Origin of the sequence: Dyadobacter sp. LHD-138, assembly GCF_030929615.1 — a bacterium.
GTDB lineage: Bacteria > Bacteroidota > Bacteroidia > Cytophagales > Spirosomataceae > Dyadobacter.
Genome location: NZ_JAVFVU010000036.1, coordinates 1 through 25,967, shown reverse-complemented (window position 1 = coordinate 25,967; position 25,967 = coordinate 1). Strand labels below are relative to the sequence as shown.

23 protein-coding genes and 1 riboswitch are annotated in these 25,967 nt (G+C 44.6%); of the genes, 18 read left to right on the top strand and 5 right to left on the bottom strand.

The features are described from left to right. Positions 1-171: 171 nt before the first annotated feature. Positions 172-1,485: a hypothetical protein gene (locus tag RB622_RS23425; protein ID WP_308049142.1), complete on the top strand. Its 1,314-nt coding sequence runs from the start codon at positions 172-174 to the stop codon at positions 1,483-1,485. Between the two features lie 59 nt (positions 1,486-1,544). On the opposite strand, the gene RB622_RS23420 is transcribed toward RB622_RS23425, so the two are convergent. Further along, on the bottom strand, positions 1,545-2,453 hold the full coding sequence (locus tag RB622_RS23420) for an Rpn family recombination-promoting nuclease/putative transposase (RefSeq protein WP_308049141.1): 909 nt from the start codon (positions 2,451-2,453) through the stop codon (positions 1,545-1,547). 183 nt (positions 2,454-2,636) lie between these two features. Continuing rightward, positions 2,637-2,736: riboswitch (SAM riboswitch) on the top strand. A 462-nt stretch (positions 2,737-3,198) separates the two neighbouring features. On the opposite strand from RB622_RS23420, the gene RB622_RS23415 reads away from it, so the two are divergent. From RB622_RS23415 to RB622_RS23405, 3 genes are all read left to right on the top strand, one after another. Continuing rightward, the gene (locus RB622_RS23415) at positions 3,199-5,952 is read left to right on the top strand and encodes a TonB-dependent receptor (RefSeq protein ID WP_308049139.1); all 2,754 of its coding nucleotides are present in this window, start codon (positions 3,199-3,201) and stop codon (positions 5,950-5,952) included. 23 nt (positions 5,953-5,975) lie between these two features. Beyond that, positions 5,976-6,782, top strand: coding sequence for a DUF4397 domain-containing protein (locus RB622_RS23410; RefSeq protein ID WP_308049138.1), 807 nt, complete (start codon positions 5,976-5,978; stop codon positions 6,780-6,782). A 139-nt stretch (positions 6,783-6,921) separates the two neighbouring features. Then, positions 6,922-8,784: a right-handed parallel beta-helix repeat-containing protein gene (locus RB622_RS23405; RefSeq protein WP_308049137.1), complete on the top strand. Its 1,863-nt coding sequence runs from the start codon at positions 6,922-6,924 to the stop codon at positions 8,782-8,784. A gap of 11 nt (positions 8,785-8,795) precedes the next feature. Here the strand turns inward: RB622_RS23405 and RB622_RS23400 are convergent, their stop codons facing one another. Further along, the gene (locus RB622_RS23400; RefSeq protein ID WP_308049136.1) at positions 8,796-9,362 is read right to left on the bottom strand and encodes a 2'-5' RNA ligase family protein; all 567 of its coding nucleotides are present in this window, start codon (positions 9,360-9,362) and stop codon (positions 8,796-8,798) included. Between the two features lie 151 nt (positions 9,363-9,513). Between RB622_RS23400 and RB622_RS23395 the strand changes: the two genes are divergently transcribed. The 3 genes from RB622_RS23395 to RB622_RS23385 are packed head-to-tail and all read left to right on the top strand — an operon-like array spanning position 9,514 to position 13,294. Beyond that, a complete protein-coding gene (locus RB622_RS23395) occupies positions 9,514-10,032 on the top strand; it encodes a 2Fe-2S iron-sulfur cluster-binding protein (protein WP_308049135.1) in 519 nt (172 codons plus the stop codon). Continuing rightward, the gene (locus RB622_RS23390; protein ID WP_308049132.1) at positions 10,025-11,044 is read left to right on the top strand and encodes a xanthine dehydrogenase family protein subunit M; all 1,020 of its coding nucleotides are present in this window, start codon (positions 10,025-10,027) and stop codon (positions 11,042-11,044) included. The genes RB622_RS23395 and RB622_RS23390 overlap by 8 nt, the downstream gene beginning before the upstream one ends. Before the next feature lie 12 nt (positions 11,045-11,056). Then, the gene (locus RB622_RS23385) at positions 11,057-13,294 is read left to right on the top strand and encodes a xanthine dehydrogenase family protein molybdopterin-binding subunit (RefSeq protein ID WP_308049131.1); all 2,238 of its coding nucleotides are present in this window, start codon (positions 11,057-11,059) and stop codon (positions 13,292-13,294) included. Between the two features lie 51 nt (positions 13,295-13,345). Here the strand turns inward: RB622_RS23385 and RB622_RS23380 are convergent, their stop codons facing one another. Then, complete coding sequence (locus RB622_RS23380) at positions 13,346-14,239, bottom strand: AraC family transcriptional regulator (protein WP_308049130.1); 894 nt, start codon at positions 14,237-14,239, stop codon at positions 13,346-13,348. A gap of 114 nt (positions 14,240-14,353) precedes the next feature. Between RB622_RS23380 and RB622_RS23375 the strand changes: the two genes are divergently transcribed. From RB622_RS23375 to RB622_RS23355, 5 genes are read left to right on the top strand one after another with little or no spacing between them, the layout of a single operon-like run. After that, positions 14,354-15,073 (top strand): DUF1080 domain-containing protein, encoded by a 720-nt coding sequence (locus RB622_RS23375; protein WP_308049129.1) that lies wholly within the window; start codon positions 14,354-14,356, stop codon positions 15,071-15,073. Then, positions 15,070-16,437 carry a Gfo/Idh/MocA family oxidoreductase gene (locus RB622_RS23370; RefSeq protein WP_308049128.1) on the top strand — a complete coding sequence of 456 codons (1,368 nt, stop codon included), beginning with the start codon at positions 15,070-15,072 and terminating at the stop codon, positions 16,435-16,437. Before RB622_RS23375 ends, RB622_RS23370 begins: the two co-directional genes overlap by 4 nt. 51 nt (positions 16,438-16,488) lie before the next feature. After that, a complete protein-coding gene (locus RB622_RS23365) occupies positions 16,489-17,370 on the top strand; it encodes a TIM barrel protein (RefSeq protein WP_308049127.1) in 882 nt (293 codons plus the stop codon). Beyond that, positions 17,367-18,653: an MFS transporter gene (locus RB622_RS23360; RefSeq protein WP_308049126.1), complete on the top strand. Its 1,287-nt coding sequence runs from the start codon at positions 17,367-17,369 to the stop codon at positions 18,651-18,653. The genes RB622_RS23365 and RB622_RS23360 overlap by 4 nt, the downstream gene beginning before the upstream one ends. Before the next feature lie 12 nt (positions 18,654-18,665). Continuing rightward, positions 18,666-19,454, top strand: coding sequence for a phytanoyl-CoA dioxygenase family protein (locus RB622_RS23355; protein ID WP_308049125.1), 789 nt, complete (start codon positions 18,666-18,668; stop codon positions 19,452-19,454). Between the two features lie 167 nt (positions 19,455-19,621). Here the strand turns inward: RB622_RS23355 and RB622_RS23350 are convergent, their stop codons facing one another. Further along, the gene (locus RB622_RS23350; RefSeq protein ID WP_308049124.1) at positions 19,622-20,470 is read right to left on the bottom strand and encodes a neutral zinc metallopeptidase; all 849 of its coding nucleotides are present in this window, start codon (positions 20,468-20,470) and stop codon (positions 19,622-19,624) included. 433 nt (positions 20,471-20,903) lie between these two features. Between RB622_RS23350 and RB622_RS23345 the strand changes: the two genes are divergently transcribed. The 6 genes from RB622_RS23345 (at position 20,904) to RB622_RS23320 (ending at position 25,724) form a co-directional block, all read left to right on the top strand. Then, positions 20,904-21,923, top strand: coding sequence for an alkaline phosphatase D family protein (locus RB622_RS23345; protein ID WP_308049123.1), 1,020 nt, complete (start codon positions 20,904-20,906; stop codon positions 21,921-21,923). An 81-nt stretch (positions 21,924-22,004) separates the two neighbouring features. Beyond that, on the top strand, positions 22,005-22,454 hold the full coding sequence (locus RB622_RS23340; RefSeq protein ID WP_308049122.1) for a VOC family protein: 450 nt from the start codon (positions 22,005-22,007) through the stop codon (positions 22,452-22,454). A gap of 179 nt (positions 22,455-22,633) precedes the next feature. Continuing rightward, positions 22,634-23,413, top strand: a complete 780-nt coding sequence (locus tag RB622_RS23335; RefSeq protein WP_308049121.1) for an aminoglycoside 6-adenylyltransferase — start codon at positions 22,634-22,636, stop codon at positions 23,411-23,413. A gap of 157 nt (positions 23,414-23,570) precedes the next feature. Beyond that, a complete protein-coding gene (locus RB622_RS23330; RefSeq protein ID WP_308049120.1) occupies positions 23,571-24,023 on the top strand; it encodes a carboxymuconolactone decarboxylase family protein in 453 nt (150 codons plus the stop codon). Positions 24,024-24,084: 61 nt separating this feature from the next. Further along, positions 24,085-24,432: a YciI family protein gene (locus RB622_RS23325; RefSeq protein ID WP_308049119.1), complete on the top strand. Its 348-nt coding sequence runs from the start codon at positions 24,085-24,087 to the stop codon at positions 24,430-24,432. Between the two features lie 53 nt (positions 24,433-24,485). Further along, positions 24,486-25,724, top strand: a complete 1,239-nt coding sequence (locus tag RB622_RS23320; protein ID WP_308049118.1) for a DUF6596 domain-containing protein — start codon at positions 24,486-24,488, stop codon at positions 25,722-25,724. Between the two features lie 21 nt (positions 25,725-25,745). On the opposite strand, the gene RB622_RS23315 is transcribed toward RB622_RS23320, so the two are convergent. Then, the coding region (locus RB622_RS23315) for a hypothetical protein (protein ID WP_308049117.1) at positions 25,746-25,967 on the bottom strand (222 nt) is incomplete at its 5' end.

Here is a 25,967-nt window from a genome sequence, read left to right as displayed (position 1 = left end):
GTCTCTTAAACGTTTGGCAAATATAAAGCGCGGGAGCAAGGTTACAAACAAATTGTCTATTAATTTTATAGACTTAATAGAATAAATCCGGTTTCGTACCACCAAATCTGTTGCAGGGAAGTTTTAGCCCTCCTACTTTTGCAGATATTCGAAACTTCACTTACCAAAATTATGTCTTTTACAGAAATACCCGCTCCGTCTTCCGGCTGGAAGATTTATGAAAAAATTGCCGTCAGAACCGCACTTATTTATGCCGTCATAAGCACCATTCCATTCACCCCCGAATTTTATTTACAGGATTTCGATGCAGGATTTAATGTAAATTCCTACGCATTTCGCTGGCTTGATGTTATTTCTCAAAACAAGCCCTGGTTTTTCGCCAGTCAGGAAGGCAAGAATTATACGGGCTGGTTCATCACGGTACTTGTGTGTTTTGCAGCCGGTTTTATCTGGAATATTATTGACAAAAACCGAAAAAATTTTGAGAGCCTGTACTACTGGTTTTACGTCGCGGCGCGATACGGCATTGCGCTGCGGATGTCCTGGTTTGCCTGGGCGAAGGTGTTTCCCGTTCAGATGCCCTTTCCGACGATCAGCCAGCTAAACACGAATCTGGGTGATTTCACGCCGGGCAAATTATATTGGCTCACCACCGGCGTTTCTCCCTTTTTCGAAGTTTTCGCCGGCGTATTTGAACTTATCGCCACCCTGCTGATCATTTTCAGAAGAACAACCACGCTTGGCGCTATTATGATGGTTTCCATACTGCTACCGATCTGGTTTGTGAACATCGGTTATGATGCCGGTGTGGAGCTCACCAGCCTGCATATCCTGAGCCTTTCCTTGCTGCTTTTGGTACGAGATGGCAGAAGATTCTGGGAAATACTGATCGAACATAAAGCAGTTGCATTAACCTACATTCCAAAAATTGTTTTCCCCGAACAATGGAAAAATACGGCGCGACTTGTGTTGAAAGGCAGCTTCATTGCCTTGTTTATCGTTTATCGCGGCTTTGGCTACGGCAATCTTTATGCAAGTGGAAAATCATTCAAGCTTCCGCTGGATAACGGCCTCACCGAAACCAACGGACTGTACAGCGTATCCGAATTTAAGGTCAATAACCAGACCATTCCGAGCACGCCCGGAGATACCACACGCTGGCAAAATGTGGTGTTTGAAAAATTCAACAGTATCAGTATAAAAATCGACAAACCGTTCAAAATTAACACCAAAAATTCCATTCGAACGACCGAATACTATGCCAACATCGGGCGGTATTATTATGGTTATAAGGCCGATACGATCAATAAGATTTTTACCCTCAGCAACCGGGCCGATACAGCCAGCAAGTTAATTTTGCACTACGAACATCCTGACGACAAGCAGTTTGTGTTGTCAGGAATCAATGAGCGTAAAGATTCGATTTATGTCGTTTTAAAGAAAATAGAAAAGAAATACCCACTGGAAGAAAAACGGAAATATTAATAGAAGTTTTCTATAATAATAGGCTCCAAAGGCTGCATGTTATGCGCAGCGTTTGGAGCCTATTTCAATGTCTCAGCAATGGTTTTCACAAATTCAGACTTCACTCCGAGTGTGTCACAAATTACTTCCTCAGCAAATCCTTTCAAGAGCATATTTTTTACATATTCAGCCTGGGCCTTTTCAAAGCCTTTCTCAAAACCTCTCTTTTCACCCTTTTCAATCAACATATCATACGTGCTCATAATCTTATCTTTTAAAGCTTCCGGAATTGACTCAAATATCTCAATAAATTTTGGTTCGTCCGATTTATTAATCTGTAAAAAATAAACGATCAATAGCTCCAACAAATTTTCAGGAACGTCCCGCGTTTTGATGAATATTTTCGTTGCATTTTCTTCCAGCCAGGTATTCTGTTTAAAATGTTTTAAGGTTAACAATGAAGCCGTAAGAAACTGGTTGGACAATGCTTCCAGCTGCTCATCGGACATCTCCCAAAGGTTATTATAAACATACGAAAAATTGGGAACATATTGATCCCAATCAGGATCGGGATTGTTAAACAAACCGGATAAATCCTTGTATTCCCAGCGCTCCTCTCCGTGATAAAACAATATTGGAATGATAATTGATAACTTTTCACGGTTATCAAGCTGCTTTTGCAAACCAGAAAAAATATAACTTCCGAGCTGTATCGGCGTGTATTTGTCGATATAACTTTTGTGTTCAATGAGCAGCGAGACCTTTACCTGCCGTTCTCCCTCTTTTAATTTACAGGTAAAGACCACGTCCGAAAAGGACTCTTTCAATTGTTTTGAAATATAACTTTCCCCAGTCTGAACCAGCGTATCAAAGTCAAGCTTTTCTGTTACGAACGTCGGAAGGTAAGCCTTAAAATAATCGCTGGCAACCTCTTTATCAGCTAAAATACCACGAAAAAAGGTGTCATGCGGCGATTGTATTCTTCCCATAGAACGTCAAATTTATAACCTGTTGCTGCCTGTTTAAAGACTCCGAAAGGCCAATAAAGTCACCATGGCTTGGTGGCATTGTTCCCGATTTTCTCCGAAATAGTTATCCGTATTTTTGACAAACCGGAAATCTTGCGCTTACCTTTGCATCGTCTTACAATTACTACCTGCAAAGTAAATGTGGATTTATAAAGAAAGAGGGAGAGACAGGCTCATTGAACTCTTAGCAACTTTCCAGGGTGGAATAAGTGCTAACCTGCCTAAAATTTAGGAACTATAAATTTACAGCTATGTCACAAAACTGTTTTTCAGCAAACACCGCTTTGTGCGGAAAAGTAAACAATCGCAGATGTTGTCCGGGAGATAAATGGCGTAGTTGACCATCGTCTTTGTCAGAAACGGGATCGGTATACTAAAAGTTTAAAATTTAGATAAATAGTATACTAAATTGATAGAATTAATATTCTATATAGCAACAAAACCCAACATCCTGATTCGGCGATAAAAGAAAGGAAGTATTCTCAGGAGTATCCGTTGTACAGAAGTAATGCCGGGACTGCAGGCTCTCCGGCATCTTTTTAAAGGCAATTATCCAATCTTTTCATCGCCGAATCAGGGTTATTGAAAAACTCAAAAGCACTTGGCTCAACTCACCGCAACGAGCTTTTTAAAAAATTAAAACGCAACAGTTTTTAGTTGAAAGGTTTACCCTGATCAACTGAAAACACTTCAACCAGATCTTTGAATGAAAAAATATATCCTATTACTATTCCTTCTTGTCTCCCTAAAATCCATTGCACAGCAGCCAACGCTCAGCGGCGTCGTAACCATTTCGGAAGACGGATCAGCACTCCCCGGCGTAAATGTCTCCATTAAACACACCAAACAAGGCACGATCACCGACGCCAACGGCCGGTTCAGCCTTAATCTGGTAAAAGGAACGACACTCGTTTTCTCCTTCATCGGTTTTACTGCAAAAGAAGTTGCGATTGGCTCCGCAAACGAATACAACGTGGTGTTGGAACCGACTACCCACACCTTAGGCGAGGTTCAGGTCGTAGGTTCCCGTAACGCCAATCGTACCAAGTTAGACTCTCCCGTTCCGGTGGACGTGATTGACCTTAAACCACTTCTGGAATCCGCTCCGCAGGGAAGCATCACGCAGCTCCTGCAATATGTTTCACCCTCTTTTCACTCCGTGAATGGCAGTAATGCCGGTGACGCCGGTTCGGCCCTAAACTTATCTCAGCTTCGCGGCCTGGGTGTTGATCAGGTTTTGGTGTTGGTAAATGGCAAGCGTCGCCACAAAAGCTCCAACATCAACTGGGGTGGCTTAGGAAACGGTGCCACAGGTTATGACCTGAATTCTATCCCGACAGCCTCCATTGAGCGCGTAGAAATCCTGCGTGACGGAGCGGCCGCACAGTATGGCTCCGACGCCATTGCGGGGGTGATCAACATCGTCCTAAGCAAAAGCACAGACCAGCTAACATTGAGTTCAACCGCCAGTACCCGCCGCCGTGGCGATGGAACGACCACCCGGACCAATGCCAATTACGGTTTTGCTTTGGGAAAAACAGGCGGATATCTGAACACCACCGCAGAATTTGCCACACAGGCCATTTCACTTTTACCCGGTAAAGACGACGCCGGACTATACCTCGGGCCTGTTTATGGTGGTGGTGCCAACACGAGAAATTATGATGCTATTTACACCAAAGAAATTGATGAGGCCATTTTGAAAGAACGCGGCATCGACCGTCATTACTTCGATCGCCGTGGCGGAGGCTCCAACAAAGCCAAAGACGCATTGCTGTTTTTCAACGCTGCGATTCCTTTGAAACAAAATGCAGAAGTTTATGCTTTCGGAGGCATCAGTCATCGCAGCTCACAGTTCACAGCGGTATATCGCTTACCAGGCTGGACTGAACGCAACAATGCTTTCTTATATCCCGACGGATTTTTGCCGGCCATGGAAAACATTATCAGTGACAAATCACTGGCTGTGGGGATCAAAGGAAAAATCCATAACTGGGACGTAGATATTTCAAATGTTTATGGAAAAAACAGTTTTGGCAACGTGATCACCAATTCTTTAAACGCAAGTTTGGGATTAAAAACACCGACAACTTTTGACGCCGGAAGTTATAACGCAAGCCAGAATACCGGAAGCATCGACATCAGCAGGTATTTTGACAAAGCACTGAAAGGTGTCAACGTAGCATTCGGGGCGCAATACCGGGTTGAAACCTATCAGATCATTGCTGGCGAAGAGGCTTCCTATTCCAAAGGTGATTTAAGAACAGTTTACGGACTGGACACCACCGCAGCCGGCATCATTTACAATACCAAAGAAGGCAGCATCGGATTAAACGGACTGTCTCCTGGCTCACAGATCCACGCTGGTTTCCGTCCGGAAAACCAGGTTAATGTCAACCGTTCGATTTTGGCGGGTTATGCGGACGTGGAAGCGAACATTACCACCAACTGGCTTGTTTCCGGGGCTTTACGTCTGGAAAACTTCTCGCAGATTGGTAACGTGACCACCTATAAAGTGGCGACAAAATACAGTTTTTCAAACTGGCTGGGTATTCGCGGATCTCATAACACAGGCTTCCGGGCGCCGGATTTAGCCCAGTTTTATTACACGGAAACTTCTACAAGTTTCCAGCAGGGCCGCGCGATTGACCAGGTTACGGCTTCCAATCAGAGTGCAGCAACGAGAGCTCTGGGTATCCCGACTTTAACCCCTGAAAAATCAAAAGGTTATACGTTCGGATTCACTTCACAGCCCTTCAAAAATTTCGAATTGACGGCGGATGCCTATCTGGTTGATGTCAACAACCGGGTTGGAAACACAGGAAATTTCTCAGCAACGGATGTTAACCTCCCGCAGGAAGTCAGGTCGTTGTTTGTGCAAACCGGAACAACGCAGGCGAAATTCTTTTACAATTCTTTCAGCACACGAACCAAAGGGCTTGAATTAACAGGAAGCTATCGCACACCATTTCGCCGCGGAACACTTAACCTTCTTTTTGGCGCAAATTTTGTAAAAAATGAGGTAACAAAAGTGAACACGCCAAAAGGACTGGAAGCTTATCGTTACATCATCTTCAACGATGGCGAGAAAGCGAGGGTAACCTCCCATATTCCGGGCAAGAAAATTAACCTTCAGGGAACTTACAAGGTTGGAAAACTGACTTACATGGCCCGCGCCATTTATTTTGGATCGGTTACCAATGCTTCTGCCCTGAACGCAACATTCCCGCAGCCTGATTATTTCTACCAGAAACTTAAACCGATCTGGGTTGTTGATGCGTCCGTTGCCTATGCGTTCTCAAAAATCATCCATGCTACGATTGGCGTAAACAACCTGTTCAACGAACTTGGCGACTATTCCGATCCTAAACTATCTGCCTTGAACAATCCTTCGATCATCGGCTTGCAAAACGGAAGCGCAGGCATCCAGCCTTTCGTAAGAATTACGGCCAGACTTTAATCTCAAAATCAAATCCGATCAAGATGAAACTTCAACATATATTTTCGATAAAATCATTGGGCAAACTGACCTTTGGCATTGTGACGCTGGCCGGATTGTCGAGCTGCAAGGATACCGATTACCTGGACGTTAATGCGGCCGATCGCCCTCCCCTGAGCGCTTACATCAGTTTTGTCAATGCCCGTCCGATTAACACAGGCCTGAATTTCTGGACGTTTACTGACAAAATAACACCAACGCCGGTAGCGATCAATGCTGCATCGACCTACTATCCAACCGTTTTCGGGAACGTGCAGATTAACTTCACGGAAGGCACCAACACGAGTTACAAGGCATCCTATCAGTTCGGAAATAGTGCCACGTTTACTGCAACGGGCAGACCCAACGGGCCCATTGCGACTTACTACCATACCGTCGTCGCTGTCAGAACGGCCAATAACAAAGCAGATTCGCTCATTCTTTTTTATGACGATCTGAAAACACCTGAGTCCGGCAAAGCAAAGCTAAGGTTTGTCAATCTCGCTCCGGGTACCGGGACAATCAATGTATTAAACGGTAAAACACCACTTTTTAATAACGTGGGTTATGGCCGCGCCGCAAATTCGTCACTTGCCGGTGAAAGTTTAAATGTGTGGTCTTTGGGACCGTTCCAGTCGGTAAATCCTGGTAAATACGACTTAAATTTTACCGACGCTGCCAACGGCAACACTACCGGTTCAACTTCTTCCGTAACATTGGAAGCGGGTAAAATTTATACCGTTTTTAGCAACGGGCTCACGACCGGCTCTCCGTCATTCGACGTGAAGGTACTGGAACACCCGGCCAGATAAAATGGTGATCAGGGTTTCAATCTCCGCCGTTAACTTTAATGGCGGGGATTTTTTGTTTTCAATTCAATATTTTCACAAGACTTACACAGCATTTATCGGTAAAAATCCGCTTTCAACTCCTTCTGTAAAATAGTATCCTTTGAATTATTTTACAACCATCCCTATGCCTTTTACCGTTTCACTTTCCCGAATTTTACTCCTCATCGTAATCTATTGTTTCACAATAGCTCATGCCGACTGCCAGTCTGTTTCCGTCGCTGATTTTGGAATAAAGCCCGACAGTTATGAAAACGTTACGCAGCGGGTTCAAAAGATCATTGAACACATCGGAAAGAATAATGCCTCAAAACTTGTTTTCCCAAAGGGCCGCTATGATTTTTGGCCGGACGGCGCGATAAGGGCAAAGTATTTTGTCTCCAATACATCCACGGAACAGGAAAATTCCTTAAAAGTCAAGACCATCGGCATGTTGTTCAAAAACATGAAAAATCTGACGATTGATGGCAATGGGTCTCTTTTTATTTTTCATGGTAAAATGACAACCGTTCTCTTTGATCATTGTGAAAATGTACTCTTTCAAAACATCCATATCGATTTTGAGCGCCCAACGATGTCGGAAATGCGTTATACAAACGTGACTGAGGGAGGTGTCGATCTTGAAATTCACCCGGATGCAAAATATTCTATTCAGGACGGACAGCTTGTATGGCATGGCGAGGGCTGGAAAACAAATCACTTTCATGCAGTGGAATTTGATACAACAGTCAAAACGATGCGTTATGCGGATTGGAAAACATTGAACAAAAGCAAAGCCTCTGAAATCCGTCCTGGTCTTGTACATTTTGAAACACCACCCGGTTTCAAACCTGTTTCCGGCAACATCCTGACGGTACGGGATATCATCCGCGATCAGGTTGGTATGTTTATTCTTGAAAGTAAAAATGTCACATTGCAGGACGTGGGCATGCACTACATGCACGGACTGGGCATTGTCAGCCAGTACACTGAAAATATCACGATGCGAAGGGTAACCTGTGCGCCCCGTCCTGAAACCAAACGTATCATTGCATCCTCAGCCGATTTCATGCACTTTTCAGGTTGTCGTGGGCAAATTACTGTTGAAGATTGTAAGTTTTCCGGTGCACATGATGACCCTATCAATGTGCATGGCACCAATCTCCGTATCGCTGAAAAACTTGAAAGCAACAAGCTGAAAGTACGGTTTATGCACGGCCAGAGTTATGGTTTCAACGCTTTTTTCGTGGGTGATGAAGTTGCCTTTGTACACTCGGCTTCCATGCAGCGGTTTGCAAAAGGGAAGGTTAAAACGGTCAACAGAATCAGCGATCGTGAAATTGAACTCGCTTTTGAAAAGTCCGTGCCCCAGAATCTTGAACCCAACGACTGCGTCGAAAACATGACCTGGACGCCCGAAGTATTGATCAAGGGCTCCCATTTTACCCGGACGAATACAAGAGGAATTCTGTTAACGACACCGAGAAAAGCCATTATAGAAAACAATACCTTTTACAAAACCGGCATGAGCGCTATACTCATAGAAGCCGACGCCGAAGGCTGGTTCGAATCGGGACCGGTACGTGATGTCACCATTCGTAACAATGAGTTTATCGATTGCGCCTATCAGGGCGGCCCTGGAAATGCCATTATCGCCATCAATCCGTCCAACAAGGCGGCTGACATCAAAACACCTGTTCACTTTAATATCAAAATTGAGAATAACATTTTCAAAACGTTTGACTATCCGGTCCTCTTTGCAAAAAGCACCAAGGGTTTGATTTTCAGCAACAATTCGGTGCTCCGAACGAATGACATGAAACCTCAGTCTACCAGCAAAAAAATGTTTGACCTGAATGCATGCTCCGAGGTCGTGATCAGCAACGTAAAACTGGAAGGTGATGTTTTAGGGAAAAATATAAAACTGAATAATATGGGCAAAAGCGACATTAAGCTGGATAAAAATAGCAATCTGGTGATTGAATAAGAAAGTATTCTTTACTCAATTTCCCTCAAATCATGCCTAGCAATCACATTCCATTTTCTCCTGTCGTGCTGCAATAACTGAAAACGGTTTACAGAAAATGATCCTGAAAACGGTTTTGTCACAAATTCCGGCCAGGCATTGTTAAAGGCTTCCGGTTCGAGATCTCGGTATGCGACTGTTACATGCGGCTTGAAACTGGCCTCCGTTCCACTGGCTGCGGTGTTGTTAAATGCACTGTAAAATTGCCGGATAAGTACTTTTTGTAAATCCATTAAGTCAGGATTTGGCACTGGTTTGATGTAAATAACCGGGTGCTTAGGATTTCGGAATGCGTCAAAACCTTTTAAATTTATTGTAAATTGTGATACCTTAACCGACAGATCCGAAAACCATTGCAATAAATCATCGTGGTCCGCCGCAGACAATGGGAACGGTGCTTTCAAAGTGATATGCGGCATCACCTTTAACGCTTTCTGGCTTTGAAACCGGTAGGCAATGTCTTGCTGGACTTCAATAACGTGCTGTGCCAGCTCCTCAGGGAGTACAATGGCTATGAAATACAAGTTTTGATTTTCCATGGTACACATTTTAACAACAAGCTTATTAACAAAAAACTTAAAAAGTTAAATCCGGGCAACCGGGATTTAAGTTAAATTTACTGGCACAGTTATTTACAAGTTCCGCATTTACCCGGCACTTTATCCGTACATTCCTCTTCAGATACTCACTATGCAGACAAATCCAACAGGTTTAAAGCCGAAAATTGCCCTGGCGAATTCAAGGGTTATTTCATTTCATGTCAATGGCATTCCCCGCATGGTAGACGTGTCACCGTGGGTGAGTTTATTGGATGCACTCAGAGAGCACCTCGATTTAACAGGAACAAAAAAGGGCTGTGACCATGGACAATGCGGCGCATGCACGGTGCTCTGTGACGGAAAAAGGATTCTTAGTTGCCTGACGCTGGCGGTCATGAAGGAAGGTTCTGAAATTACAACCATTGAAGGTTTAGCTCAGGATAACCATCTGCATCCATTGCAAAAAGCATTTATAAAACATGATGCTTTTCAGTGTGGTTATTGCACACCCGGTCAAATATGCAGTGCGATAGGTATGTTAAGTGAAGGAAAAGCGAATTCGCGGGCAGAAGTGCAGGAATTGATGAGCGGAAATCTGTGTCGCTGCGGTGCTAATACCAATATCATCGATGCGATCATGGAGATTAAAAATGCCGGTGGTTATGAATAATTTCAACTACACCAGAGCCAAAAATATTGAGGACGCGGTTTTATCGGTCAGCCAAAATTCTGATGCCGGATTCGTTGCGGGCGGGACCAATATGATAGACCTGCTTAAATATAATCTCATCCATGTTACGTTATTGGTGGATGTAAATCATATCACAGGACATCAGGCGGTAACAGAAAACGCAGATGGCGGCGTACGGCTTGGCGCGTTCGCAACCAACGCCGAAACGGCCTATCACCCGCTCATCGAAGCCCGTTATCCTTTATTATCCAGGGCGATACTGGCCGGAGCATCTGCGCAGATCAGAAATATGGCGACCAACGGAGGTAATCTTTTGCAACGGACGCGGTGTTATTATTTCTACGATCCGCATACGCCCTGCAACAAACGAAAACCCGGCAGCGGTTGTTCGGCGGTTGGTGGTTACAATCGGATTATGTCCATTTTAGGTACGAGCGAGGATTGTATCGCCGTTTTTCCATCAGACATGTGTGTGGCACTCGCCACTTTGGATGCCGTTGTTACTATGCAGGGAGTTGATCGGACGCGTAGTTTGCCTTTTGCAGAATTTCATCGTTTACCTGGCAATACCCCGGAACGGGATAACAATTTGCAGCCGGGAGAAATCATCACCAGTATTGATCTGCCTGCCAACGGATTTGAGAAAAATTATTCTTATTTGAAATTACGGGACAGAAGTTCCTACGCTTTTGCACTGGTGTCCGTGGCGACCGGCCTTGATCTGAAAGAGGGGTTAATAAATGAAGCCAGGATCGCCTTAGGCGGTGTTGCCCATAAACCCTGGCGCGTTAAAGGTGCCGAAGATTTTTTAGCAGGAAAACCTCCAACGCCCGGCAACTTTGCCACCGCAGCCGAAATAATTATCGCCGGAGCTATCGGTTACGGACATAATAATTTTAAAATCGAGCTGGCAAAAAGAGCAATCGTACGCAATTGTCTGATGGCGCTTAATCCGGAATCCCAACGGCCTGGTGCGCATCCTTCCTTATAAAAACTGAACATCATGTCTCATAAACCATGGATAGGCCAACCGGTCAGCCGTATTGAAGGCCAGCTAAAAGTAACTGGCGTTGCGCGCTACGCCGGAGATTATCACGTCCCCGAACTTTTGTGCGGTTATGTCGTTAACAGCGCTATAACCAGGGGCAAAATACTAGAAATTGATACTCGGGAAGCAAAGGCAATCAATGGGGTGGTTGAGGTTTTTACGCATCAAAACAGACCGTCACTGGCCTGGTTTGACTTACAGTATGCCGATATGGATGCACCTTCCGGCGCCCCGTTCCGGCCTTTGCAGCATGATGATATCAAATACAACGGTCAACCCATCGCATTGGTGGTGGCGGAAACTTTTGAGCTCGCGCGATATGCGGCCTCTATCATCAGTGTAACTTATAAGGAAGAACGTTTTTCCACGGATCTTGAAAGCAATAAGGATAAAGCCCGGAACCCCAAAATGGGACTGGCTACTTTTTTGAAACCATTGCCAGCGAAACCCAGCGGTGATTTCGATAAAGCCTTTAGCGATGCAACGGCGCAGGTTTCGGCTGACTTTACACATGCCGCTGAACACCATAACCCCATCGAATTGTTCGCAACAACCGTGGTTTATGAAGAAGATGGGAAACTTACCATTTATGACAAAACACAGGGAACGATTAACTGTCAGTTGTATGTCGGGAATGTTTTTGGACTGCATTACAACGATGTAAGGGTGATTTCTCCTTATGTCGGTGGGGCGTTCGGATCCGGCTTGCGGCCACAGTACCAATTATTTTTGTCGGTCATGGCGGCACTGGAATTGAAACGCTCCGTGCGGGTGACGCTGGACAGGCAACAAATGTTTACGTTCGGGCACCGGCCTCCAACCATGCAACAAACGCGTTTCGGTGCGGATGCACAAGGAAAAGTTACTGCGCTAAGCCATGAAGCCCTGGCTGAAACATCCCAGTATGAGGATTACACCGAAGTTGTTGTCAATTGGTCGAATATGTTATATCCGGCAGCGAATACTTCCTTTGGTTATAAACTGGTTCCGCTGGATGTATTCAGTCCGCTGGATATGCGTGCGCCCGGCGGCAGCACAGGTATGCACGCCATCGAAAGCAGTATGGACCAGCTTGCTTATGCACTAAAAATCGATCCACTGGCATTGAGGCTAATCAATTACACCGATTTTGACGTGACAGCGAACCGGCCTTATTCCAGCAAAGAACTAAGACAATGCTACTTACAGGGCGCTGAAAAATTCGGATGGTCAGACCGAAACCCGGAACCCCGGAGCATGCGTCGCGGACATAAGCTCGTTGGCTACGGCATGGCTACCGGAATCTGGGAGGCTATGCAAGTGCTTGCCAGAGTAGAAGCACTGATGACCGCAGAAGGAAAACTGGAAATAAACAGCGCCGTTACCGACATAGGAACCGGAACGCTTACCGTCATGACGCAAATCGCGGCGGATGAACTGGGTTTACCACTTGAAAATGTTACTTTTTCGTATGGCGACAGCAAAATGCCCTTCGCACCGGTTCAGGGAGGTTCATTTACCGTTTCAACCGTTGGTTCGGCGGTGAAAGCTGCAGGAAAAGCGCTGCGAAAAAAGTTATTGAAAAAAGCCAAAAATATGGCTGATTCTCCTCTGAAAAATATGTCAGAAAAAGAGGTGGTATTTGAACGCGGTGGTATCGCTTTAAAGCATAATCCGGACGTTATTGTTTATTTTAAAGACATCGTTGCCACCCGCAAAAACAAGGCGATTAAAACAACAAACATGGCTTTCCCGAATGTTTTTAAACTAAAAAATTACACCCGTGCGGCGCACAGCGCGGCTTTTGTGGAAGTCGAAGTGGATGAGGAACTAGGAACGATACAGGTGACAAGGGCGATTACCGCAGTTGCAGCAGGGAATATCATTAACCCCAAAACAGCCCGGAGCCAGATTTTGGGCGGAATGGTTTGGGGAATCAGTAAAGCCTTGTTTGAAGAAACGGTCACGGATCATCGGTTCGGGAAATATATGAACCAAAACCTGGCCGAATATCATATCCCCGTGCATGCCGATATTCATGATCTGGATGTGATCTTCGTAACGGAAAAAGACGAGATCGTGAACGAGCTGGGCAGCAAGGGGATTGGAGAAATCGGGTTGGTTGCCATGCCACCGGCGATAGCCAATGCCATTTATCATGCCACCGGAAAGCGTATCAATCAATTGCCCATTCATTTTGATCAGCTTTTATAAAACTGATATCGTGTTCCAAATGAAATATCTGCTATTCATTTTACCCGCAGATCATGGGGATAAACTAGTCCCGTTTGCCCTGTTTTCATATTTCAGCTTATAGCGCGACGGACTTTCACCTGTTTTTGCCTTAAAAACCTGGTTAAAATGAGGAACGTTGCGAAATCCACTTTCGAACCCGATTTGCCCGATATCCTTATCCGAGCCAATAAGCAGCCGACAGGCATAATGGATCCGGATCTCATTCAGTGTTTCAATAAAAGTCTTATTGGTTTGTTGCTTAAAATACCTGCAAAAGGCCGCGGCATTCATATTGGCTATCCCGGCGATCGTTTCCAACGTAATATTTTCGGCCAAATGATCCTGTGTATACGACAGCACCTTGTTGATCCGGTCGGAATCCTTATTCGGATTTATATTAACGAACGCAGATTGTGACAATAACTGATAGGCTGAGGTTTGGGCCAATACCTCAAAAATTTGTATCCAAAGCCACATGCGCTCACTCCCTTTTGCCTGGCATAACTGGAAAAGCATGGGTTTTACCAGTTGGGCTACACTTTTATCATATAAAATTCCCTTGGAAGCCAGTTGAAACAGTGCTTTTATTTCCTGACTCTCCGGAGCTTCCCAGAAACGAGCCCCCCATATATCCAATTTGAAGCGTAAAATGATTGCTTCCGCACTACTTTTCGAGTCATCGGCATAGAAACTCCCATCGTTTTGCCAATGATGCGGCAGATTAGAACCGATTAGAACCAGATCATCCACGCCAAACGGTGCAATACTGTCACCCACAAACCGGGTTCCCGTGCTTTTTAAAATCAGTGCAAGTTCGAGTTCCGGATGATAATGCCAGGGATTTCCAAAATATTTTGCCTTTTCATGACGAATATCAAATGACTGAACCGGGTTTTCCTGAACCTTTAATAATTTAGGTTTCATATAATTTTGCTATAAATTTATACTTAATGCAAAAATAATATAACAAAACGCAAAATTATTGATATTCGTCATATTTTATTTATCTTATTTTTGCTAAACAAAATACAAAAAAATATGAAGTGTTATTATCTACTTTTATCTGCCCTGTCGCTGGGCTTACTTTCCTGTTCAAAAGATAACGTGCTTTCCAAATCGGAGAAAAAGGCCGGATGGAACCTGTTATTCGACGGTAAAACCAAGCAGGGATGGCGGAGCGCCTATGGTACCGAGTTTCCTAAAAATGGTTGGGCGGTTCGGGATGGTGAGATAAAAGGAGAATTGTCCGAGGGAGGAGAATCCGGTGACGCAGGGGATATTGTAACCCTGAAAAAATACAAAAGTTTCGAATTGGTTTTTGATTGGAAATTGAAGAAAATGGGTAACTCGGGGGTCAAATATTTTGTCGAAGAGCGCCAGCCCAAACCTCAGGGTTCTCAGCCAGCCTATGAGTATCAGCTCATTGATGATGCCAATTATATTTATAACGGAAAACCATTGCCTCAGAATCTTAAAACAGCCGCCATTTACGATGTCGTCCCGGCTCAGCAACCTGATGTTAAAATGGATGTATGGCACGCATCGAAGATTGTCGTAAAGGATAACCACATTGAACACTGGCTCGATGGAAAACTGGTTATGGAGACAGACCGGAAATCCGAGAAGTTCCTGAAAGGTGTTGAAAACGGTAAATTCAAAAATTATCCGGGATTTGCGACCATTCCAAGCGGTCATATTTTATTGCAAGACCATGGCCACAATGTGGCTTTTAAAAATATCAAACTTAAAGAATTATGAATCGCAGAAGTTTCTTGAAAAACACAACCCTGGCTACGGCTTCCATGGGTATTCCGACGATTGTTCCTGCCTCTGTTTTTGGTAAAAATGCGCCTTCGAACAGGATTACTGTTGGTATGATCGGAACCGGAAGACAAGGAATCAGTGTCAATCTTCAGGGCGCTAATTTACCTGCTCCCCTCAATGCAGTCAGAAATCCCGGGCTTTTGGATGTGAAAGAGGCGCAAATTATAGCCATCAGCGACACGGATAGCTGGCGGATGAATGAGGCAAAAAAAATTATTGAGGCACGTTATGGAAAAGATGCAGCCAGTGGCACATTTAAAGGAATCTCGGCATATGCTGATTTCAGGGAGCTGCTCAATCGCAAGGACATTGATGCCGTAATGATTTCAACACCGGATCACTGGCACGTACCGATGGGGATTCTGGCAGCAAAGGCGAATAAGCATGTCAGTTGCGAAAAACCACTGAGTATGACGGTGCATCAGGGAAGAGCATTGGTTGATGCCCTGAAAAAATATGGTGTGGTGAACAGAACCGATAGTGAATGGCGTTCCATCCGCCCCCAGAATCACGCCGTGGAACTGGTTCGAAACGGCCGGATAGGAGATTTAAAAAAGATTGAAATTTCATTCCCGTCTGATCCCACCCCTGTTCCAAGCCAGTCCGACATGCAGATCCCTAAGGAGCTCAATTACGACATGTGGCTCGGCCCGGCCCCCTATGTACCCTATACAGAAAAGCGTGTGCACCAGCCGTTCGATCTGAAAAACCGCCCGAACTGGATGCGCATTGATACGTATGCCCAAGGCATGATCGCCAATTGGGGCGCGCATTATTTTGACGTTGCCCAATGGGCTAACAACACTGAATTGTCCGGCCCGGTTGAGGTGGAGGGTCAGGGTATGTTTCCTAAAAGTTTGTGGAATTCGATGATCAACTTCCACGTAAAGTATCGTTATGCCAACGGTGTGGAAATGACCTGCGAACAGACACCAACCAGCGGCGCCAGCATTAAGTATATTGGTTCCGAGGGATGGATCATGGTGGATGGTTATCCCGGGACTATTACGACATCAAATCCGAAAATACTTACTTCCAAGCCAGGAAGCGGAGAATTGGACCTATCGCAGACCTTGTGGGACAAAGTGGATTTTATTGACGCAATTAGATCCAAACGTAAAACGCAGGAACCAATCGAAACGGGGCACCGCACCATTTCCATTTCTCAAATCGGGCTGATTGCCAGCCAGATCGGAGAAAAATTAAAATGGAATCCGGAAAAAGAGCTTTTTGAAGGCAACAATGCGGCCAATGCCCTGTTGGCAGCGCCCTTAGCAAGAAAGGAATGGATTGTCTGAGTGACTGGAAGCGGATTTAGAAGAAGCACATTTATTTGTAATAACAGCAAGATGAGAGCAAGCTTGATTTTACTATTATTCGTCTTGGTTTCCGGGAATGTTTCCGCACAAAAAGTACGGAATCATTTCTTTGCCCTGCACAATATTATTCGGGGGGATTCTATTTACAACACTTTCGACAAGCAAGTGAAGTTAATCAAGGAGGCCGGATATGACGGGCTTGAAATTAATCAGGTCGATAGCTTCAACGGAATGAAGGAGGCCCTTGATCAATACAAGCTGGAAGGTTCCTATTTTTATGTAAGACTCAATCCAGATACCTCGTATATTGATGTACGGTTAAAAGACTACATCCGGAAACTCAAAGGATCCCGGACAATCATAGCCCCTTTCTTTATCAGTGATTCCAAGCGGAACAAACCTTCCACACATGGTGCCGACCAAACGGTTGTAGAACAAGTGTGCCAGTTGGCAGATTGGGCAAGGGAATCGGGCTTGCAGGTTGCTATTTATCCTCATATTGGATTTTATGTAGAACGTACCGACCACGCTTTGTCTCTGGCAAAACAGGTTAACCGGAAAAATGCGGGTCTTACTTTCAATTTATGTCATTGGCTGGCTACCACAACTTCTGAGGAACGATCTGGTTTAAAATCACACCTGACAATGCTTAAACCTTACCTAAAAATGATCACCATTAGCGGGGCAAATGAGGTAATGTCACAGCAGAAAAACGTCTGGAATGATTATATTTTACCCTTGGGAACCGGCAGTTATGATACCTACGGATTATTAAAATACATGATAAGGGATCTGAAATTCCAAGGACCGATAGGCGCCCAGTGTTATGGGATAACAGGAGACAAACCGGCCCTGATCAAAAATACGATTACGGTCTGGAAGGAATACAAATCGCGTTTAGAAACCGAATGATGAAATCAACTACGGAAATCCAGGTCAACGTTACGCATAAACCCTCCTCTATGCGCTGGTGGATATGCGCGCTGTTGTTTTTTGCCACCACCATCAACTACATCGACCGTCAGGTGCTGGCGATATTGGCCCCCCAGCTTCAAAAGGAAATGGGATGGTCGGAAGTAGAATATGGCTACATTGTAACCTCCTTTCAATTTTCTTATGCCATTGGTCTGTTATTGGCGGGGAAACTGATTGATTTTTTAGGAACCAAAAAAGGGTTCGCCATTTCCATTGTTTTATGGTCTCTTGCCGCCGTGAGCCATGCATTTGCCCGTACAGCTGCCGGGTTTGGTGTAGCAAGAATGGCGCTGGGTATCGGTGAATCCGGTAATTTTCCTGCTGCAGTCAAAACAATTGCCGAATGGTTTCCACGCAAGGAGCGTGCCCTGGCGACCGGAATTTTTAATTCAGGGTCCAATATAGGTGCCATCGTAGCACCGTTGATCGTGCCCATGATCGCATTGCATTTCGGTTGGCAGTGGGCCTTTATTGCTACCGGAGCACTGGGATTTGTCTGGCTGTTCTTTTGGCTCAGAATGGCGCACAGCCCGGCAAATCACCCGGACGTCAACGTCTCCGAATTAGCGCTGATTGAATCTGATACAGACACCGGCAGTGAAAAACCCGCATCTATCTGGCAGATTATCCGCACCCGGAAAGTATGGGCCATTGCTATTGGAAAATTCCTGACCGATCCCATCTGGTGGTTTTTCCTGTACTGGCTGCCAAAATTTTTAAACCAAACCTATGGATTACAGTTAGACAAAATAGGTTTACCACTAATAACCGTTTACCTGATTGCCGATGCCGGTAGTATTGGTGGTGGATGGATTTCATCCCAATTCTTGAAAATAGGATGGACCATCAATGCCGCCCGGAAAACAACTCTATTGATTTGCGCCGTGATGGTAATACCCATTTACCTGGTGTCCGATATAAGTACGTTATGGCCCGCCGTTTTTTTAATTGGATTGGGTATGGCTGCGCATACGGGCTGGTCCGCCAATATGTATACCCTGGCCACCGATTTTTTCCCAAAACAAGACATTGCGACCGTTGTCGGATTCATTGGGATGTCTGGGGCTATTGGCGGTATGTTAATGGCCTCCGCGACCGGGCATTTACTGGAAGCTACCGGAAGTTACAAAAGTTTATTTATCGTGGCTGCTTCCATGTACAGCATCGCCCTTGCCCTGATTCACATTTTAGTGCCTGATATTGATAAAGTAAAATCTTAAACAAGTAAGATCATGAAGTTTACAAAAGAGCATCTCGAAACCTATCACCGGGATGGGTACGTGGTAGTGCGCAATTTTTTTTCAAAGCAAGAAGTAGATTTGCTTTATAACATCGCCATTGGCGATGAAATCATGAACAAAAAAAGTTATGACCGGACAGACGCCTCGGGACTAAAAACCAAACTTGCTTTATGGTACTCACTGGATGAAAGCCTGTATAGCAAATTTGCCCGATCAGAACGTATCGTGCTTGGCGTAGAGCAAATTTTAGGTGGACCAGCGGGCCACTACCACTCCAAATTAATGCAGAAAGAGCCCCGAACGGGAGGGGCCTGGGAATGGCACCAGGACTATGGTTACTGGTATAAAAACAACGGCTTTCTGTTTCCCGACATGTTGAGCGTGCTCACGGCACTTACTCAGGCTACAAAGGAAAATGGCTGTCTGCAGATGATCCGTGGCTCGCACAGGCTGGGACGTGTAGAGCACGGCTTTTCAGGAGAACAGGTGGGAGCCGATATGGAAAAGGTAAATGAAGCACTCAAGATTATGCCTTTGGATTATCTCGAAATGGAACCCGGCGATACCGCATTTTTTCATTGCAATACCTTGCACGCCTCCGCGGCAAACCTGTCGGATAAATCCCGCTGGTCTATCATTACCGCCTATAATCTTGTCAGCAACAAACCTTACAAGGATATCCATGCCAGCAGTCATACACCCATTCAACCCTTCACCGGAGATTTATTGACCGAGAAAACAGTCAGTATTTCAGATGATGCCGATTTTTTAATAAAGTAGTGTCTGACCATCGAATCTAACAGTCTGGGTGAATGACCCTTCGTAAGGGGTATCGCATCGTGGGTTGCAACACTACCTACCACTTACCCTAAAAAAACAGGAGATCGCACCGATGCAATCTCCTGTTCAAATACTCGTTTTTAATATTTCAGTTAAAAATCAACGCGTTATTGTATGTCATTATATTTCCCCTGATTCAGATCTCCGGTATCAAATCCTTTTTTAAACCAATACATACGCTGTCTGGAAGAGCCATGTGTAAAGGCGTCCGGGACAACATACCCCTGTGCCTGTTTTTGCAGCTTGTCATCCCCTATTGCATTGGCCGCCGTTAAGGCCGCTTCCAGGTCGCCTGGCTCGAGAATGTTACTCATTTTCTGAGCACGATTGGCCCAAACACCAGCCAGAAAGTCCGCCTGAAGTTCAAGTTTTACGGACAACTTATTGTATTCTGCCTCACTGATCCGTCCGCGCTGCTGCTGAAGTTGATCCGAAATCCCCATAAGATTCTGTACATGATGCCCTACTTCATGTGCCACCACATAGGCCACGGCAAAATCACCGGGTGCGTTATACTTTTCTCTCAACTCTTCACAAAAAGAAAGATCGATGTACACTTTCTGATCCGCCGGACAATAAAATGGCCCCATCGCGGCAGAAGCTCCTCCGCATCCGCCCTGCGTAGCATTTTCAAAGATCTGTAAGGTTGGCAATTCATATTGACTGCCGTTTTCCGCATAGATCTGACTCCATACATCTTCCGTACTACCCAGAACCGCCGTTATAAAATCGGCAGTTTTGTCATCAGGACGCGGGCCAGCCAGCCGGCTTCCAACCTGTTCGGTACCCTGGGCCTGCTGCAAGTTTGACAGGATTTCAGATGGATCCTGCCCTGTCAGCAAACCTATTGCCAGCACGATGATGACACCCATACCACCAATGGCCACTTTACCGCCGCCAGACATGCCGCGACGATCTTCCACATTTCCACTTCTTCGTAAATCCTGCCAACGCATATTGCTTAATTTTTAAGTGTTGTTTTTAGTTTTGTATAGCAAGAACAAAAGTACCATACTTAACGATATCAATAAAATTGTCCGTTTAAAATGAGCTAAAAAACGCAGGATAAGGTACAGGAAAAACTTGTTGTTACAAAAAAATAAATTTGTAGAATGGCAGTAGATTTGACCCGTCGGAGAGAATATTTTGCTTAAAGGCTTGTAAATGCATGTCAATTACCATGACGACCAAACGAAAAAAATGTCATAGGTTCCCGGCCGAATATTTTCACTTTTATTTAAAACACAAATACCAGGCTCGCCCCGATTTGTAATCGGGGTGTTGATGGTTTAGATTCTGACATGCTAAGGCGCATGTGAACAAATTGTAAACTTGGTGAAAGCGTGGTTCCATTTTCTACTTTTGTGAGATTAATCACCTAATCTTCCCATGAAAAAACTATTTGCACTTGGCCTCATAGGCACTTTGGCTTTTGCCGGCTGCCACACGTCCAAAATCAATACCGCCGCCGGTCACCAGAAAACAGTCTCGACCATCGCTTTTGGATCATGCAGTGATCAAAAACGGCCACAGCCTTTATGGGATGATATTCTGGCCCAAAAACCACAGGTTTGGATCTGGCTTGGCGACAATATTTATGGCGACTCAGAAAACATGGATACGCTGAAAGCAAAATATGACAGGCAAAAATCCAATCCGTTTTATCAGCAATTGCGAAAATCAACACCTGTTATCGGCGTCTGGGACGATCACGACTATGGTGTCAATGACGGAGGGAAAGAATATCCACGCAAAAAGGAAAGCCAGCAGCTGATGCTCGACTTTATGGATGTGGCGGCAAACAGTCCGCAGCGTACGCGCGAAGGCGGTTATTCTACACATACTTACGGACCCAAAGGCCAGCGTGTGAAAGTAATTTTGCTCGACGGTCGTTATTTCAGAGATCCATTGAAAAAAAACGGCAAAGACAACGTACCCGATCCGTCGGCTGATATGCTTGGGGAGTCGCAGTGGAAATGGCTTGAAACTGAACTGACCGGCTCCGATGCCGATGTACACGTAATCGGTTGTGGAGTTCAGTTTTTACCGGAAGAGCATCCGTATGAAAAATGGGGAAATTTCCCGACGTCCCGTCAGCGTTTTCTGGACCTGCTGAGCAAAACAAAACCCAAAGGTGCCATGCTGATCAGCGGCGACCGTCACATTGCGGAAGTATCAAAAGTGACTTTACCCGGATTGTCTTACGATCTTTTCGATATTACCAGCAGCGGATTAACCCATGTTTCCAAACCACATGAAGAACCCAATAAGCATCGCGTTGGCGATATGGTGGCGAAACTAAATTACGGACTGATCACCATTAACTGGGACAAAAAGCCACTTTCGGCGACTGTTAAAATCAATGGAGACGAAAATACCACGTACCTGACGCAGGAAATTAAATTCTGATTAAACCTTTTCAGTAAGACCTGATATTTCTATTCCTGACCTACCTTTGAAGTGGCAATAATCCACTAACTATTTTCTCTGATGAAAAGAATATTTTTTTTATTATTACTCGTCCAGCTACTCCATACTACTGATTCTTCGGCTCAGGTGGCCTCTTCAAAACTTGGACATGTGACCTGGAACCATCTGGCCCTTCAGGTAAAAGACATTGAGGCGAGTAAAACATTTTACAAAGACATTATCGGACTCACTCCCGTTACCGTTCCCGACAATTTAAAAGCGATCCGCGGATGGTTCGATATCGGAAATGGCCAGATGATCCACCTGTTGGCGGGGAGAACGACGCCGGTGGTTAACGACAAAAACGGAAGTCACTTTTCGGTTTTTGTGGATTCTATTGACGAGGCTGAAAAGTTTCTGACCGCTAAAAATATTGAATTCCACAAACAGGTTCGTTTCGATAAAGTGACACAAATCTATTTCGCTGATCCTGACGGTTATCTGATTGAGCTGAACCAGCGGGCAAAATAAAGAATGATTTTTAACGACAAAATGGGCTTACGATATCGCAGGTCCATTTTGCTGTTATGGCGCCTGACTAATTTCAGGAAAACATTTCCCACAAAAGTTTCCTTCCATCCTTGTATTTTCTAATATTAGGATCAATTTACAACACCGTTCAATCCATAACGCAAAGTAAACTTTTAGCCATGATCCCTGAATATTTCCAGCATTTTGTCAAAAATCTTACCAATATTCTTGCTCAGGATCATGAATTTCTGGCTGTCGCAGCGGGTGGTTCATGGATTGAGGATAAGATTGACGTATTTTCCGATATCGATCTTGTGATCGTGCATCAATCTGCGGCACTGCCTGTTCAGCAAAGAAAATCCATTGCCGAATCCGCGGGCGATTTGCTGTCCTGTTTTACCGGGGAACATGTAGGAGAGCCTCGGTTATTGATTTGTTTGTACGAAAATCCGCTTTTGCATGTGGACCTGAAATTCGTTCAACTGTCCGACATGCAAGAAAGGGTTGAAAATCCCGTAATACTTTGGGAAAGAGATAAAGTCCTGACCGATATTATAGCCAGCTCTACGGCACAATTCCCGCACCCGGATTTCCAATGGATTGAAGATCGTTTTTGGGTCTGGATTCATTATGCGGCAGTCAAAATCGGGCGTGGAGAATTATTTGAAACGCTGACATTTGTATCTTTCATGCAACAAACCGTTTTGGGCCCACTGGCACTAATCCGCAACGGACAGCTTCCAAAAGGTGTCAGAAAGCTGGAAATGATTTTACCGCCTGCTGATTTACAGGCAATGCGCCAAACCAATACATCCTATGACAAACAATCCTGTCTGACGTCGCTTCACAATATTGTAGCTTATTATTGCAGCCTTCGGGAAGCTTTAATGACCAATAAAGTTGAATTTAAAACCAGAGCAGAATTACGGGTTAGGGAGTATTTAAAAGAAATTCGCTAATCAAGCAATTGTCTAAACTTAACACTGCAACCATTAGCAAGCACAAAAAATCACCCCTCCAAAAAAAATATTAAAATATCAGAAAAATATTTCCCCAACTTTGTCCAGAACTGAAAATCCGATTGTCATTAGTTTTTAACAATTAATTTTCAAGCAAATGGAACAGAGAATCAACGTCCATCAAAAAGGACAAAACGCATTAAAAGCACTTTACGGAATCGGTGGTTATTTGAAAAAATCACCTATTGAAATAAACCTTCTCGAACTGATCTATTTCCGGGTATCACAAATCAACAGCTGTGCCTATTGTCTGGATATGCACGCCAAAGACGCCCGTGCCAAGGGAGAAACCGAGCAGCGCCTGTACGGGCTGAGTGCGTGGCGCGAAACACCCTATTACACAGACCGTGAGCGGGCCGCATTAGGCTGGGCGGAAGCGGTGACCAAATGCCACGTACCTGATGAAGCTTACAAAGAGGCAAAAGCACAATTTTCAGACGAAGAATTAATTGACCTGACCCTTGCAATCACGACGATTAATACCTGGAATCGTATTAACCTTGCATTTCCAAATGAACCTGGCACTTACCAGGTAGGACAATTTGGGTAATTGCTTTTGCATAATATTGGCCAAAATAAATTCAGTCAATCCCTTTTTAAACTAAACCACAATGAACGAGTTCTTAATCGTGATCCACAGAGATCTTACAAGCAAAGACGCCAAACCCTCTCCGGAGCAAATGCAAGCTGCGATAAAACCTTTTCAGGATTGGATCGGCGGTATTGCCGCACAAAACAAGCTGGTGACTCCTCCCAAGCGCTGGGAATCCGAGGGCAGGGTTGTCGGTCAGAACAATGTGGTTACCAACGGCCCGTACGCGGAAATTAAAGAATCCATTGGCGGCATGCTCACCATCAGGGCTAGTGATTATGATGAAGCCGTGGAAATAGCAAAAGGCTGCCCAATCATTCAGTGGGGGGCGAAAGTGGAAATCCGCATGGCGGTTCCGACAGAATAACTGACAAAAAGAAACTGCCTTTGTATTGTCCGCAAAGGCAGTTATATTGATCTATGGAAGAAAGAGAACTTTTGCCGCATCTATTCCGAACCGAATACCGGAAAATCGTTGCGGTACTTTGTTATTTGTTTGGTATCGAACATATCGAAATTGCAGAAGATATTGTAAGCGATACGTTTCTGTCAGCAACCGAATCATGGGCTATAAAGGGGTTGCCTGAAAATCCTACCGCATGGCTCTATACGGTTGCCAAAAATAAAACAAAAAACTACCTGAAACGAAATTCACTTTTCGAGCAAAAACTCGCTGCTGAAATAAAATACAATACCGAAAAAACAGAAGAAATTGAAATTGATTTGTCTACCAAAAACATATCGGATAGCCAGCTGGCTATGATTTTCACGGTTTGCAACCCCGTTATTTCCAGTGAGTCGCAAGTGGCGCTTGCCCTGAATTTGCTCTGCGGTTTCGGGATACAGGAGATAGCAGACGCCTATCTGACCAATAAGGAAGTTGTTTACAAAAGAATCAACCGCGCAAAAGAGAAGCTGAAATCGGCCAGTATAAAAATCGAAGAACCCACGCTTGCCGATATCAACAACAGACTGGAAACCGTTTTAACGACCGTTTATCTGTTATTTTCAGAAGGTTATTACTCCACCTCTCAAAATACGATTGTCCGCAAGGATCTCTGTGCGGAAGCCATGCGCTTGTGTTATCTTCTAATCGAAAATGAGCGCACCAATACGCCGGCCGTAAACGCCTTATTCGCCTTAATGAGTTTTCATTCGTCACGTTTTGAAGCGAGAATAAACGAAAACGGCGAAACAATTTTGTATCAGGATCAGGATGAAACACTTTGGAACCAGGAACTGATTAACCAGGGTCGGTATTTCTTAAACAACGCTTCCACCGGAAATCAGTTGTCAAAATATCACCTCGAAGCCGGTATTGCCTATTGGCACACGCAAAAGGAAGATTCAAATGACAAGTGGGAAAACATATTACAGCTCTACAATCATTTGCTAATTTTGGAATACTCCCCGATTGCCGCCTTGAACAGAACTTTTGCCCTCGCCAAGACCAATGGGAAAAAGGAGGCAATCATCGAAGCCGAAAAACTAAACCTGAAAGAAAACCACTTTTATTATTCGTTGCTGGGCAACCTGTACACGGATATTGATAATAAAAAAGCAAGGGCTCATTTTGAAACGGCACTACAACTTGCAGGCTCGAATGCGGATAAAGCGACGATTAATCGAAATATTGAACGAATTGAATCCTCATTGTGATTAAGCTTATGATTCGCAATTTCAAGTATTATAATCATCAAAAAGGACACTAAGGTAAGCATGTTCCTCACTGTTTTGTGTCGAATTAATGTGGAATTGCAACCTTTTGTTGGAGGAATTTGCTAGGCAATATCTTTTTCCATCGTCCTGGGGAATCTTCCATTCCCCAGACCCCTTGGAACCTATATTTAATTGATGTGCTTGAGGCACCCCAATTAAATATAGGGCTTGATTTACTTCTTC

What these genes read in the sequence shown, in the direction of transcription:
- RB622_RS23420 (WP_308049141.1), bottom strand. Translation starts at nt 2,453, where the DNA reads ATGGGAAGAATACAATCGCCGCATGACACCTTTTTTCGTGGTATTTTA.
- RB622_RS23395 (WP_308049135.1), top strand. Translation starts at nt 9,514, where the DNA reads ATGCAGACAAATCCAACAGGTTTAAAGCCGAAAATTGCCCTGGCGAAT.
- RB622_RS23360 (WP_308049126.1), top strand. Translation starts at nt 17,367, where the DNA reads ATGATGAAATCAACTACGGAAATCCAGGTCAACGTTACGCATAAACCC.
- RB622_RS23410 (WP_308049138.1), top strand. Translation starts at nt 5,976, where the DNA reads ATGAAACTTCAACATATATTTTCGATAAAATCATTGGGCAAACTGACC.
- RB622_RS23350 (WP_308049124.1), bottom strand. Translation starts at nt 20,470, where the DNA reads ATGCGTTGGCAGGATTTACGAAGAAGTGGAAATGTGGAAGATCGTCGC.
- RB622_RS23365 (WP_308049127.1), top strand. Translation starts at nt 16,489, where the DNA reads ATGAGAGCAAGCTTGATTTTACTATTATTCGTCTTGGTTTCCGGGAAT.
- RB622_RS23370 (WP_308049128.1), top strand. Translation starts at nt 15,070, where the DNA reads ATGAATCGCAGAAGTTTCTTGAAAAACACAACCCTGGCTACGGCTTCC.
- RB622_RS23380 (WP_308049130.1), bottom strand. Translation starts at nt 14,239, where the DNA reads ATGAAACCTAAATTATTAAAGGTTCAGGAAAACCCGGTTCAGTCATTT.
- RB622_RS23390 (WP_308049132.1), top strand. Translation starts at nt 10,025, where the DNA reads ATGAATAATTTCAACTACACCAGAGCCAAAAATATTGAGGACGCGGTT.
- RB622_RS23415 (WP_308049139.1), top strand. Translation starts at nt 3,199, where the DNA reads ATGAAAAAATATATCCTATTACTATTCCTTCTTGTCTCCCTAAAATCC.
- RB622_RS23325 (WP_308049119.1), top strand. Translation starts at nt 24,085, where the DNA reads ATGAACGAGTTCTTAATCGTGATCCACAGAGATCTTACAAGCAAAGAC.
- RB622_RS23375 (WP_308049129.1), top strand. Translation starts at nt 14,354, where the DNA reads ATGAAGTGTTATTATCTACTTTTATCTGCCCTGTCGCTGGGCTTACTT.
- RB622_RS23345 (WP_308049123.1), top strand. Translation starts at nt 20,904, where the DNA reads ATGAAAAAACTATTTGCACTTGGCCTCATAGGCACTTTGGCTTTTGCC.
- RB622_RS23425 (WP_308049142.1), top strand. Translation starts at nt 172, where the DNA reads ATGTCTTTTACAGAAATACCCGCTCCGTCTTCCGGCTGGAAGATTTAT.
- RB622_RS23355 (WP_308049125.1), top strand. Translation starts at nt 18,666, where the DNA reads ATGAAGTTTACAAAAGAGCATCTCGAAACCTATCACCGGGATGGGTAC.
- RB622_RS23320 (WP_308049118.1), top strand. Translation starts at nt 24,486, where the DNA reads ATGGAAGAAAGAGAACTTTTGCCGCATCTATTCCGAACCGAATACCGG.
- RB622_RS23385 (WP_308049131.1), top strand. Translation starts at nt 11,057, where the DNA reads ATGTCTCATAAACCATGGATAGGCCAACCGGTCAGCCGTATTGAAGGC.
- RB622_RS23340 (WP_308049122.1), top strand. Translation starts at nt 22,005, where the DNA reads ATGAAAAGAATATTTTTTTTATTATTACTCGTCCAGCTACTCCATACT.
- RB622_RS23330 (WP_308049120.1), top strand. Translation starts at nt 23,571, where the DNA reads ATGGAACAGAGAATCAACGTCCATCAAAAAGGACAAAACGCATTAAAA.
- RB622_RS23400 (WP_308049136.1), bottom strand. Translation starts at nt 9,362, where the DNA reads ATGGAAAATCAAAACTTGTATTTCATAGCCATTGTACTCCCTGAGGAG.
- RB622_RS23335 (WP_308049121.1), top strand. Translation starts at nt 22,634, where the DNA reads ATGATCCCTGAATATTTCCAGCATTTTGTCAAAAATCTTACCAATATT.